Genomic DNA, 12,527 nt, shown 5'->3' on the forward strand with positions numbered 1-12,527 from the left:
GCCGCTAACGATTAAAGCGCAAAATCTAACTTATGGTTTTTGTAGTGTCAGCTCAGTTGTCGACACTACAGCTGGGGCTATGTCAGCCTCTTTGAACAACAAAGGACGGAAGCTTTTAGCACTCGAGTACAAGATACTTTGATCGGCAAACGCAGGCGTTAAGATATTACTCGACTCAGAGTAAGTTAAAATCCCCCGCGCCACAGGCCCCTCGTCGGTAAAGTTCACCGCCATCATCCAACTTGACCCGTAACGCACTTGGTATCCTTTCGCCGTTAAGCCAGAACTCATCGCCTTGCCAGTGACCACATCCATCACAGCAGCGTATTTGTGTTGCGGGATCAAAGTGTCATCACCCGACAAACTGGTTGAAAACACGTTGAATCCACCTTCAGCATTATGGCTACCCGGCCAAGGTAAACGCGACCCGCTTGGCGTTCCATCTGGCAGCGATTTCTCTACAAATTGCACATCCCCCAATGGCGCATCTAAGGCAAAGCCTGCGGCCTCAAGGTTAAGCGCACTGTGAGCCAAGGCCTTTAAGGCACTGCCATCCGTAGTCAAGGTTTTAGGTGTCGTTGCCGCATTAGCGGGATCGAATCCTTGGGTCAACATGGTTGTTTGGCTGAATAGATGGGCAAATTCACGTAGTAAAGCACCACCTTTACTGTCGTTATCTTGCTTACCGTTCCACGCCTTTAAAGCCGCACAAGCCGAAGAGATATCCTTAGATAAACTCGCCGACACCACCACAGGTGTACTGCCTTGGGCATCACACTGGGCAATCAAGTCAGGCAGCACTAACTCGGCGAGATAACTGCGATTCGACAGCACAGCCGCTTCGAGTTCTTCCAAGCTGAACTTGCCATCAGCCCCCGCGGCATCCTGCATTAAACTCAAGCCCATCCGTGTCCGCAGTGATAGCTGTCCAGCCTCTGCGCCGTACATAGGCGAGAAGTAAGTCAGCGGTTCATTCAAGTTAGTCGACCAAAAGGGGTCATTGGAGTTTTGCACAAAGTCGCTGCGCTCAAGCTTGGGCGCACGCTCATAGGGCGTAGGACCATCGAAGCTAAACAACGAAGTGTTACCGGGTAAAATCGTAAATCCGGCTTTTGCCTTAGCCGCTTTAATATCCGGTGAGGTTTTTAACAACACAACTGCCGATTCAGATAATCCTGGCACAGTTGAGTCGTCGATATAAAAAGCATTGCCCTCTTTATCGGCGTACATAGTGTTATTGAAGATGACACCATCGTAGTCCTTAAATGCCTGTTGGAACTCTTCTTTGTTCGTCGCCATGTTCATGGCTAACCAATGGTCAACAGGGTCCATAGTCCCCATATTGGCATCTTGGATCATAAAGGCACTGCCATCATCCCAACCAAAAGGCGCTAAAGCAGGAGGAGCTTCGACCATAGGGCCTTTGGCCGTAGTATAAATATCTTTCTCGGCGACCAGCATGCCCGCAGGACCTGCATTCACTAGAACCGATACTGTCTCTTTGGTGATCGGCATAGGTTTACCATCAAACAAATACTGCATCCGATCACCCGAGACTAACTCAAGGTTATACATCACAAAATGCTCAGCGGTAGAGAAGGTATGAGTCCAAGCGAGATCTTTATTGAAACCAATATTAATCGGTCCAGGCATACCCACTAACGAGCCGCCCATCATATCTAAATGCCCTGGGATCGTAATATGGGATTGCCAAAAACGCAGGTTACCCGTATGCGGGAAATGCGGATTACCTAGCACCATGCCCTTACCATTTTCGGTTTTATCCTTGCCTAAACCCCAACCATTTGAACCTAAATCGCGGGGATTGGTTTCTGGTGTCGTGATACGAGCCGCGCGGGCAATCAACTTAGACTGCATATCGGCCACAAACGCAGTTTGGTCTTGGCTAGGCGCGGGCCCAACGATACGCGGCATGTATTCCTGTGCATCTCCTGGGTTAGCGTAAAAAATCAGATCGAGAAAGTTAGCTGCGCCCGGTAATAAGGCGATAGAAAACAAATAAGTCACCACATCTTCTGGCACTATGGGTTTCACCCAAGGCTGACCGCCACAGAAAGGTTCTGCCGTTTGTGTGCCCGCTTCGACATCAGCAAGATATTGGTTATAACCAGAGGTAAAACCTTGGATAAGTGCCCGAGAGTTTTCACTAAATTTCGGCCATTTTTCTTCGGCTTGCGCTCTGATCTTTAACGCTTTATAGGCAAAATCTGAGATAAGGTTACCGTTATCTTCCGCCGTAGGTTGACCCGTAGTGAAGTCAATCGACGCATGGGGACCAAAGTACATAGAACGCTGTGAGTTCGCCTTGATAAAACCATCGGCTAATACACATAAGTTGTCCTGTGCCTGCGCATAACCACTACCAAAACCTAAACTTTCTAAGTTGTCTGCTTGGATATGCGGCACGCCATAGGTAGTACGGCGAATACTGGCTTTGAGTAAACCATTGGGGGCAAAAGCTTGCAGTTGAGTTTCAGGTTCGGTAGGCGTAGTGCTATCTTCGCTATCGTTACAGCCGGTCAGTATTACACCGCAGGCCATTCCCATAGCAATCACGAGTTTGTTGAATTTCATTATTATTATCTCTTGGTTTTGGTTCCTTCAATGACATAGCCTTACTGCCTATTCCAGCCCAAATTACTGAAGGAGCAATAGTTGCATGTCGCTTCCTAGTCCCTAAGGCTGGCTATTGCCTCCCCTACTGTTGGCTTTTTTACTGAGCTTCGCCGACGACTGTGGCAGAATAGAAAACCCAAACGCTTAGACACCTCAGACCATTTAAGCAATGATTCAAACGAGCGTCCACATTAAAATCCAAAATAAATAACTTATATGCAACAAAACATTATTAAGATAAAAGTGGGTTCTAAAAACCCGGTAAAAATCAACGCGGCAACTAACGCCATGGCACAGCTGTTCCCTGAGAGCATCATAGAAGCCAGCGGTATGGATGCCCCTTCTGGTGTTGCGGCGCAGCCAATGACAGATCTCGACACTCGCCAAGGGGCGATAAATCGGGTGCGCTATTGTCAACAACAGGACCCGCAAGAGACTAAAGCTGACTACTATTTTGCGATGGAAGGCGGTGTCGATTGTTTCGACTTTGGCCCTGCCACATTCGCCTATATCGCGATTGGCCATAAAGACCAGCTTGCAATTGGCCGCAGTGCGATTTTACCTTTACCAATGCAAGTTTATCGGGCATTAGAAGCGGGGGAAGAACTCGGGGATGTCATGGATAGGTTGTTCAATACAATCAATATTAAGCAAAAAGGCGGTGCCATAGGTTTACTCACCCACGGCCATGCGACCCGTGAAAGTAATTACACCCAAGCGATTATTCTCGCCATGGCGCCATTATTGAATCCTGATATTTACACAGTAGATTGTTAGTAATATGTTGCAAGAGGAATTAAAGCCCGCTAACTTAGTTGTGACATGCAACCAAACCTATTCGACTATGGCTCAAACAGACGCACCATTGGATCAAGATCCCGCGAAGCCTGTGACTCAAACTAAGCAAACGACTGAGTCAGGCTCATCCGCCCAACTCAGGCATTTGTCTCGCTATCTGGTGAGAAATTTAGGCATGCTCAACGCCGCCTTTGGGGATTTACCCCTTTCGCCCGTGCAAGCCCATGCCCTGTTTGAGATAGGCAAGCAGCCCCTGACCATCAAAGAGCTTGCAAGCAAACTCAGCATAGATAAGTCCAATGCGAGCCGCGCTATCAAGCATTTGATCGATAAACATCTTGCCCAGAGTCAGGTGCACCCACGGGACAGTCGCTGCTTAGTTGTGCAACTGACACCTGCGGGTAAGAAATTACTCGTTAAATTGGATACTCAGCAGAATCAATTATTCCAAGGGATCTTAGCCCAACTGACTCCATTGCAAACTTCACAAATCGAAGAGGCCCTCGTGTTATATAACCAAGCCGTACATAACGCCAAGCAGCAAAGTCGTTGTCACATTCGCCAAGCCACAGCCCAAGATGATGCCGCAATTGCCAAAGTCATCCGCGATGTTTCGGCCGAATACGGCTTAACCGCGGATAAAGGCTATAGCGTGGCGGACCCGACCTTAGATTGCCTAAGCCAGATCTACTCCCAAGCGGGCGCCAACTATTGGATTATTGAATTAGAGGGCCGCATTCTAGGCGGCGCCGGTATTGCGCCTTTAGCTAACAATGATGGCGTCTGCGAACTGCAAAAAATGTACTTTATGCCAGAAGTCCGCGGCAAAGGACTCGCAAAACGCGTAGCGTTAATGGCACTCGATTTCGCCCGCGAAACGGGTTATCAAAGCTGCTATTTAGAAACCACCGCTGTACTAAATGAAGCCGTAAAACTCTATGAGAAATTAGGCTTTGTACATCTGTCGGCTCCCCTAGGGAACACAGGCCACGACGCCTGCGAAATGCCGATGCTGCTAGAGCTTAATCAATAGGATATGAAGCAGAATTCCAATCAAAGTAACAATGCCAAACAGCCATGATTAAACTTGTTTGGCATTATCAATTTGTATCAGCAAATGTTATTCAGCAAGATGATTTTAATTATCAGTCTTAGGGCATAGTTTTTCTTAACTTAAATGCATTAAAATATGGCAATTTACCTCACTCAATTTTTAATAAATTGAAAGGCGTTTGATACCATTTTGTTAACGGCATTAAATAGGGAACATTATGCTCAGTTGGATTTTTAGTGATAAGAAACTCACACTTCGGGAAATATGCCTAGATAACACGCTTTCGACCTCGACTAAAATAAAGAAAGTTGATCAATTTCTTGCCGATAGTGGAGATCTCAACTTTATTGATCTCAATGTTTCGCCCTGCAATATATTAGTTCCACTATCTTGCAGTCCTCAGTCCGATTTAGTGCTTATAAAATACTTGCTCAGCAAAGGCGCTAAAATCGAATGTAATGGTTTCAGTGCTTTGCATTCGGCTATTGAATATAACAACTCAGAACTCGTTACCCTATACCTAGACTCTAGTGCCAATCTTTACTTTCAAAATCAATATAATAATTGCTGGCTCAACTATCTATTTCATCCTAATCCGCAATATATCTATCAAGACCATCAACGTAGAGACATGATCGACCTTCTACTTGCAGCTAACTTAGATATCAATAAACCGGTGAGCTTTTGGACTAATGGTGAATTAAATCACCCACTAGAAATATTATATGATGAACGCAATAAAGATCTGTTCCTGCATATCATTAATAAAGATATTCCATTAGACATTGGCAAATTAAGCCTAATTGAAAACATTATTTCTTCGAGCGAATTTTGGGGAGTAGAAACATTTTCTCCCTTAGTTAAACGCTTCCCTGCATTTAAAAAGTCACGCTATATTATGGCCAACGATAGCAGCTTCTGGGATGATGCTAATTTACTCGAACTATGCGTTTACGCTAAAGCGCAAGACTACACTGAATACCTGTTAGACCATTATCCGCAGCTCAAAGCCGACTCCCACGCTAAAAGTTTGGTCTATGCGGCATTGACCTCAGAATTTGACCTTAGGATTATCGAAAAACTGATTAAGGCCACCGTCGATATCAATCGCATCTATAGGATGACACCGCCTGATGCCGACCATTCACCCTTGCTCAACCAATATATTAATAATGCCCAATTTACCGATCCGAATAAACGGAGTTACATCTACCAAGCCCTTGAACTGTTGCTCAAATATGGCGCTAATCCAAATGCCGAATTTGTGAATACGGGTAAATCCTATGAGATGTTAGTCTGGTCGAATTTACGACTATTGGTTTATCCAATGGTCGAAAAGAAAACCTTTCTGCCCGAGTTTTTCGATCTGTTCCTGCAATATGGTATGGATATCAATAAAAAATTTGGGGCGGTGGATGAACCAACCTTACTCACTATCTGCCAGCGTGGTTCAGGGAAAGAAGATCAAGCAACGCTTATCCAAGTGATGGAATATCTGCTCACCAAGGGGCTGGATTTAAGCCTCACCAATATCTATAACACTAACTATGTGTCTGCGGCGGCTATCTCCTGTCGAACCCAACTACTTGAATGGCTCATTCACCAAGGCGGGGATATTTTTACCCATTGCGGTCACGATAACTCACCCATTCTACACAAGGCGATTTCGACCTATTGGTGGGATGAAATTACCGGCCCTATGCGGCGAAAAACCGTAGAACTCTTACTGCGCCATGGTGCAAAGTTAGAAGAATTCTCAGTAGATGAGCAATTTACACCATTAATGTGCGCCAGTTACTACGGCGCACAGTCCTGCGTAGAGGTGCTACTCGAACATGGCGCCAACCCAAATGCCATCAATGCCGAAGACACCAATCCTGCCCTTTGCGCTGTGATAGGCGGCAGTTCAATCGAGTTCCCCCGCTTTGAATCAACGGCGGTGCGGATCTTAAGACTTTTGCAGCAATATGGCGCCGACTTAACCGTGACTAATAGCTTAGGCAATAGCCCGCTAATAGCGGCTATTGAGCAAGAATATAAAGAGATTTTCGAAGCGCTGCTGCAGATAACCTCCTACAGTGAAACTCAGCTTGAGCAAGCACTCAGCAAAGCCCTACCGCAAAGCTATTTCCAGCGCCGCCTGCTACAAACACTGGGGCGCGAGATACCGCCAGCGCCCACAACCATAGCCCACAATCACGCAATACCAGCAACAGCTTCGAGCAATGCCGAGCCTATGACGGCCAATCCGCAAGCATCAGAGGGGAATGTGACACCTGCCCCCGTCAAGCAAACCAAATTAGAGGTGAGTAATGCGGCGGCAAATCGAGATCAAATCCCAACGCTATTCGATCTCAAAACCAAAGTGCAGAGCTTTTTTAAACTGATCGCCACCGATCCCACGATCACAGTTGAGCAACTCAATTCGGTAAGAGTCCTTATTGATCAATTGATAGAAAAGCTCGACAACTTTAGCTTTTTCCGCAATCAAGCGACAAAGACCGAATTTGAGGAAGGTATTCAAGAATATATCGATGAAACAGTCGAAGAAATTAACGGAATTATCGAGGATGATTATCCAGCGCTTACCGAAGCCTTAGTCGATTCAGTTTGGACGATTTTGCAGTACTTTAGGGTTGAGATTGATATCGAGACCGCACTTAGAAAGCGCTTTTGGTAACGATTAGCACCTTAACTGCCAACGAGTACCAAGCATAAAGCCCTAACTTTGGGGCTTTATGCTTTCGAGACTCACACCATCTGACTTAGCCGCCTATTAGCCAACATAATGGAGAGGCTTAAGGCTTAACATTAGACGCTTTAGCAAGCAGTAACTGGCTACGAATGATTTGACGTATCTGATTATGCAGTTCAAATACTCGAGCGCGATCATTCAGATTTAGCGATAGATTTTCCAGCATCACCAGATCCAAATTAAATTCGGGATAATGCAGTGTCATCGACATATAGCCAGATAAATAGCCCGTATGACTGTATTCGACGAGGCCATCGTCCTTATTGATCCTCACCCCATAGCCATAGCGCATATTCGGCCATAAAAATTGGATCTCGGTATACGCCGTAGTCATACGTTGATAACTCTTTGCACTCATCAACTTGCCAGAATGTAATAGATGCTGAAAGGCGGCATAAGCTGGCGCTGAAGCAATTAATCCCCCTGCAGGCAACAAAGCTTCATCAAGCACTAAATCAGAGAGGGAAATCACCTCGCTTTCCTGTAAACCTACGGCGAGTGAAGGCACTTTGGCGTGAATCGCCTCAATACTGCCAAGCTCAGCACTCAAGCCATTAAGCTGGTATCGCGTTGCAAACTGCGCCACTTGCTCGGCAAAGGATTGGTGATTGACCTTCTCAAGCACTTGCCCAAGCAGTGAATAACCAAAGTTGGAGTATTCAAATTGGCTACCCGGCTCGAATCGATTGGCCTTACCCAGTTTATCGACACCCGATGTATGAGTTAGCAGTTGGTGCAGCGTAATCCGCGCATCATATCGACTGGGATTAAGTGCATCCGCACTTGGATTTACACCTGCATCTATGCCTTTTAGCGCCTTATTATTCCCTTCAGCATCACCAAAAAGATAATGATTAAGCGATAGGTTTAAGTCGAGTTTCCCCGCATCGAGTGCCTGCAATATCAAGGTTGCAGTAATCTGCTTAGAGAGCGATGCCATCACAAAGCGCGAATCTTGACTAATACCTTCACCCTTTTGCAGTTCAAGCTGCGGCTTGCCCTGCTCAAGCAGGATAACACTGCCACTAAATGGCTGCGGCGAATCCTTTATCGCGGTTTGGGTTAAGGTCTTAATCTCCGCCACCCTCGATACTGAAGATACGGTTTGGCTTTCAACGGTAATCGAGTTACTGCCTTGCCCAATTTGCTCTTGTTCAGCACCTGTTTCTAATAACAGACCAAAACTATTGGCACTTAGGAATAATAAAAAACCAATCAACAGGGTACTGATAACACTCAAACGCATGGGTTATCCTTAACGTAATTAACAAATAATGCTGCCTGCTAGAAAAAAGCAAGCTTATCACAAGCGCTTTTTATGGATAATACAATTTAATCTTTACAATTGAATTATAAAGGAAATATTCCATATAAAAATAACACAACAAAGTGATACCTAGGGCGACGAAGCTAATCCGAGCAGTATAAACCAAGTGACAGTCTGCCCCAGTTTGTAGACTGAATATCTCAAGTTGCAGCGAATACACATTCAAAATGGCTATAAAACGACAATAGTAATAATTATCGCACCTAACATATATAAGCCTGCAGAAAGTGATATCGATTTTAGTGGGCTAAACTCCTCAACTTCCAACGTCTGTATATCTTCAATTTTGACTAGTTGCCCTTCTCCCTCGATCTGCTGTTCCGTTGCACTTTCGACTTGAAATTCCATTTGTTCGCCAGATATTGTGGTGACTTTGACCTTTTCACCTATGTAGCTGGATACCGATTGAGAATCCAATTTAACTTCATTGAGTGAAGAGCATGCGCAGAGGGAGAAACAGATAAGTGATACTACTGCTAACTTTTTCAAACAAGCCTCCTATCCTACAACTATTACATCCATGATAAGTTATACCTGTAGACATAAGCATTTAGGTATATGCTACTCAGCTTACGGAGTTTCGCCCACAAGTTAAAGAAACCTAGACTAAATCCACTTAAATTAAATCCTTTGGATGAGGTTAAATAGCGATCAAATGAGCACTGAACTCATCGATGCGGTTAAAGCCAAAGATACGCTTGCTGTTAAGCGCATTATTGCCAATGGCGCTAATCTTGAAGGCGTGGACGATGGCGGGATGACGGCACTCTTGCATGCCTGTGAGTTGCAGTCTTTTGAACTGCTCAAATTATTGGTGGATGCGGGGGCCGATGTGAATCATCCAAACTCGCAGGGGTATCATCCGCTCGATATTGCTTACTGGCAGGGTGAGTTTCGCATGGGATGCTATACCGCTGAGAGTGAGCGCATGGTGAGTTATTTAACGCGCCATGGTGGTAAATCCTTTAGCTAGGTTAGGTACTAAATTGAAAAGTTCGAAAAGATGGGACATGCATAACTCTTTGGGATTAACTGCCAACATCCAGACCGCAGAAGCTCACCTTCCCCTGCGAAGTTGCTGAAGGGCGTTGAAGAAAATCGCGTGACGCAGACAGGACGTCTGCGTAGCTTTCGGGGGGAAGGGACACCCCATCGGAAGCGTTAGCGATTTTTGAATAAGCACGAAGCCACTAATCAATGCATGTAACTTCGCTAGGGACGCCGGGGGATTTCCAAAAGGGGACAGGCGCTTTTCCCCTTTTGGTCGGGTGTGGAGTGAAGCCCCACGACCTTGATTCACCTCGGCCGAAAGGCCGCAATCGAAAGATGGGACACAACGGTCAGGGTCAAACGTCTGATGCGATAGCATAAGTACGCTTTATGCCCAAGGCGCTTTCAACTCCGTTAGGGGCGTCTTGGCTGATATGAAGGTACCTATCCTTAAAGCAACCTCAATTACTATTCGCTTGAACGTAAGCCGAAAGCCGATTATGTTGTTGATTTTAAATGGCTAGTAAAGTTTTCAATTTGATTATCTGTTCTAAGGAGAGAGCATGTTTTTTACATTACTGTTTATTACATTTGCACTATCTATAACCGTTTCATTTCTAGTTGTTTCGATTTTCAAAAAACCACTGGGAGAAATATTTTCTCGAATAATTCAAGATTCAATCAGTGCCGCCTGGCAAAAATATATTATTTTTGCCACATACGTTGTGGGCATTTCTGGTGGGGTTAGAATTTATGATTTAGAGCGCTACATTACCGCTAGACATAAAGATGTTGAAATTCTACAGCTAACTCTAGAACGTTGGACTATTGAGATCTATCGGACAATTATTGAAACTTTGCAAAGTATCGCATGGATGTATCTTATCGTATTTATATTTGCCCTTATCGCATATGTCATTGTTAGAGGCTTTGAACTTAAAAACGCTAACAAGCAATAAACAAAACTCGCGTTAAGTTGCCTTAACGCGAGTTTTTAGTTTCAAGCTTTAACCGCTAATTGAAGCTCTGATTAAGTTCTAGCTTAAGTTTAACGGCTAATCACCAAAGTCATCGAGTAGGATGTTTTCTGGTTCAACGCCTAGGCTTTCAAGCATCTTAATCACTGAAGAGTTCATGATTGGAGGACCACACATGTAATACTCGCAGTCTTCTGGTGCCTTATGATTTTTAAGATAATTCTCATAAATCACATTATGAATAAAGCCAGTGTAGCCAGTCCAATTATCCTCAGGCAATGGCTCAGATAACGCCACATGCCAAACGAAGTTGTCATTCTCGGCCGCTAGGGCATCGAAATCCGCTTGGTAAAACACTTCACGGGTCGAACGAGCACCGTACCAGAAGCTCATTTTACGTGTGGTTTTCTTACTCTTAAGCTGATCGAAAATGTGTGAACGCATAGGTGCCATGCCAGCACCGCCGCCGATAAACACCATTTCTGCATCGGTTTCCTTCACAAAGAACTCACCGAATGGCCCAGAAATCGTCACTGTATCGCCCGCTTTCAGGTTGAAGATGTAAGATGACATCTTGCCCGCTGGCACATTGGCCGATGGTGGCGTCGCAATCCGCACGTTCAGCATAATGCGGCCCTTTTCATCGGGATAGTTGGCCATAGAGTAAGCGCGCAACACTTCTTCATTGACGGTCGAGACTATATCAAACAGACCGTATTTGTCCCAATCGCCACGGTATTTTTCAGGAATATCAAAGTCAGCGTATTTCACCACATGGGCTGGCGCTTCAATTTGAATATAACCCCCTGCTTTAAAGCGAACATCTTCACCTTCGGGTAACTCAAGCAATAGCTCTTTGATAAAAGTTGCCTTGTTATCATTAGAGATCACCTGACATTGCCACTTCTTCACCCCAAAGATTTCTTCGTCGAGTTCAAGTTCCATATCGGTTTTCACTGAGACTTGGCAGGCGAGACGACAACCTTCTTTAGCCTCTTTCTTGGTGATATGGCCCATTTCAGTCGGCAGAATGTCACCGCCGCCCGATTTGATTTTCACTCGGCACTGACCACAGGTTCCGCCGCCACCACAGGCAGACGGAATAAAAATACTCTGACTCGCCAAAGCGCCGAGTAACTTATCACCCGCGGCAACTTGAATGCTTTTTTCGGCATCTTCGTTGATGCTGATCGTCACTTCACCCGTAGCCACTAATTTCTTTTTGGCGATTAGAATCACTATCACCAATAGACAGACCACTAGCGTGAACATGCCTATGCCAATTGCCATTTCCATCGTATTACCCTTTTCTAGCTCTTTTCTAAAAAGAATCTGGTTTCACTTTCTCAATTCTTGGCTCGCCTACTGTAGCTTTACAGCGAGATCCCTGAGAAAGACATAAAGCCCAGCGCCATCAAGCCTGTAGTAATAAAGGTGATACCAATACCTTGTAAACCTTCGGGAATCGCGTTGAATTTCATTCTTTCGCGCAGTCCCGCCAGCAGTACAATCGCCACCGCCCAACCAAGACCCGAGCCCATCGCAAACACCACTGACTCACCGAAGTTGTAATCACGGTTCGCCATAAAGATCACCCCGGCAAAAATCGCGCAGTTCACTGTGAGCAAAGGTAAAAAGATCCCAAGGGAGTCATACAGGCTAGGAATGTACTTATCCAAAAACATTTCAAGGATTTGCACTAACGCCGCAATCACACCAATGAAAGTGATCAGTTGCAGGTAACTTAAATCGATACCGGGTAATCCCGCCCAAGACAGTGCGCCTGGTGCGAGCACTTTGACGTAAATCAGCTGGTTTAACGGCACGGCTAAGGTCATCACCACAATCACAGCGACACCTAGACCAAAGGCGGTTGACACCTTTTTAGACACGGCCAAGAAAGTACACATGCCCAAGAAGAACGACAGCGCCATGTTGTCGATAAAAGTGGCCTGCAAAAATAGATTTATATAGTGTTCCATATCTGCT

10 protein-coding genes are annotated in these 12,527 nt (G+C 45.3%); 5 read left to right on the plus strand and 5 right to left on the minus strand.

Annotation, left to right across the window (positions count from 1 at the left end; genetic code table 11):
- Positions 1 to 30: 30 nt before the first annotated feature.
- Positions 31 to 2,595 carry an acylase gene (locus L5M29_RS09320; protein ID WP_263167488.1) on the minus strand — a complete coding sequence of 855 codons (2,565 nt, stop codon included), beginning with the start codon at positions 2,593 to 2,595 and terminating at the stop codon, positions 31 to 33.
- A gap of 258 nt (positions 2,596 to 2,853) precedes the next feature.
- Between L5M29_RS09320 and yjjX the strand changes: the two genes are divergently transcribed.
- The 3 genes from yjjX (at position 2,854) to L5M29_RS09335 (ending at position 7,169) form a co-directional block, all read left to right on the plus strand.
- A complete protein-coding gene (gene yjjX / locus L5M29_RS09325) occupies positions 2,854 to 3,414 on the plus strand; it encodes an inosine/xanthosine triphosphatase (RefSeq protein ID WP_028761642.1) in 561 nt (186 codons plus the stop codon).
- 4 nt (positions 3,415 to 3,418) lie between these two features.
- Entirely contained in the window at positions 3,419 to 4,468 is a 1,050-nt protein-coding gene (locus L5M29_RS09330) for a bifunctional helix-turn-helix transcriptional regulator/GNAT family N-acetyltransferase (protein ID WP_263167491.1), read from the plus strand.
- 238 nt (positions 4,469 to 4,706) lie between these two features.
- Positions 4,707 to 7,169: an ankyrin repeat domain-containing protein gene (locus L5M29_RS09335; protein ID WP_263167495.1), complete on the plus strand. Its 2,463-nt coding sequence runs from the start codon at positions 4,707 to 4,709 to the stop codon at positions 7,167 to 7,169.
- 118 nt (positions 7,170 to 7,287) lie between these two features.
- Here L5M29_RS09335 and L5M29_RS09340 read toward each other — a convergent pair whose 3' ends face one another.
- Entirely contained in the window at positions 7,288 to 8,490 is a 1,203-nt protein-coding gene (locus L5M29_RS09340; RefSeq protein ID WP_263167497.1) for a serine hydrolase domain-containing protein, read from the minus strand.
- Positions 8,491 to 8,742: 252 nt separating this feature from the next.
- Complete coding sequence (locus L5M29_RS09345; RefSeq protein WP_173497308.1) at positions 8,743 to 9,060, minus strand: hypothetical protein; 318 nt, start codon at positions 9,058 to 9,060, stop codon at positions 8,743 to 8,745.
- Positions 9,061 to 9,226: 166 nt separating this feature from the next.
- Here L5M29_RS09345 and L5M29_RS09350 point away from each other — a divergent pair, with 166 nt between their 5' ends.
- Entirely contained in the window at positions 9,227 to 9,544 is a 318-nt protein-coding gene (locus tag L5M29_RS09350) for an ankyrin repeat domain-containing protein (RefSeq protein ID WP_263167499.1), read from the plus strand.
- Positions 9,545 to 10,124: 580 nt separating this feature from the next.
- Complete coding sequence (locus L5M29_RS09355; RefSeq protein WP_006084039.1) at positions 10,125 to 10,520, plus strand: hypothetical protein; 396 nt, start codon at positions 10,125 to 10,127, stop codon at positions 10,518 to 10,520.
- Positions 10,521 to 10,616: 96 nt separating this feature from the next.
- Here the strand turns inward: L5M29_RS09355 and nqrF are convergent, their stop codons facing one another.
- Positions 10,617 to 11,834 carry an NADH:ubiquinone reductase (Na(+)-transporting) subunit F gene (gene nqrF, locus L5M29_RS09360; protein WP_105250115.1) on the minus strand — a complete coding sequence of 406 codons (1,218 nt, stop codon included), beginning with the start codon at positions 11,832 to 11,834 and terminating at the stop codon, positions 10,617 to 10,619.
- A gap of 77 nt (positions 11,835 to 11,911) precedes the next feature.
- Entirely contained in the window at positions 11,912 to 12,520 is a 609-nt protein-coding gene (nqrE, locus tag L5M29_RS09365) for an NADH:ubiquinone reductase (Na(+)-transporting) subunit E (protein WP_105250116.1), read from the minus strand.
- Between the last annotated feature and the right edge of the window lie 7 nt (positions 12,521 to 12,527).

The sequence above is a fragment of the Shewanella sp. SM95 genome (assembly GCF_025653595.1).
In the GTDB taxonomy this organism is placed as follows: domain Bacteria; phylum Pseudomonadota; class Gammaproteobacteria; order Enterobacterales; family Shewanellaceae; genus Shewanella; species Shewanella oncorhynchi.

What these genes read in the sequence shown, in the direction of transcription:
- L5M29_RS09330 (WP_263167491.1), top strand. Translation starts at nt 3,419, where the DNA reads ATGTTGCAAGAGGAATTAAAGCCCGCTAACTTAGTTGTGACATGCAAC.
- nqrF (WP_105250115.1), bottom strand. Translation starts at nt 11,834, where the DNA reads ATGGAAATGGCAATTGGCATAGGCATGTTCACGCTAGTGGTCTGTCTA.
- L5M29_RS09355 (WP_006084039.1), top strand. Translation starts at nt 10,125, where the DNA reads ATGTTTTTTACATTACTGTTTATTACATTTGCACTATCTATAACCGTT.
- L5M29_RS09335 (WP_263167495.1), top strand. Translation starts at nt 4,707, where the DNA reads ATGCTCAGTTGGATTTTTAGTGATAAGAAACTCACACTTCGGGAAATA.
- nqrE (WP_105250116.1), bottom strand. Translation starts at nt 12,520, where the DNA reads ATGGAACACTATATAAATCTATTTTTGCAGGCCACTTTTATCGACAAC.
- L5M29_RS09320 (WP_263167488.1), bottom strand. Translation starts at nt 2,595, where the DNA reads ATGAAATTCAACAAACTCGTGATTGCTATGGGAATGGCCTGCGGTGTA.
- L5M29_RS09340 (WP_263167497.1), bottom strand. Translation starts at nt 8,490, where the DNA reads ATGCGTTTGAGTGTTATCAGTACCCTGTTGATTGGTTTTTTATTATTC.
- L5M29_RS09350 (WP_263167499.1), top strand. Translation starts at nt 9,227, where the DNA reads ATGAGCACTGAACTCATCGATGCGGTTAAAGCCAAAGATACGCTTGCT.
- yjjX (WP_028761642.1), top strand. Translation starts at nt 2,854, where the DNA reads ATGCAACAAAACATTATTAAGATAAAAGTGGGTTCTAAAAACCCGGTA.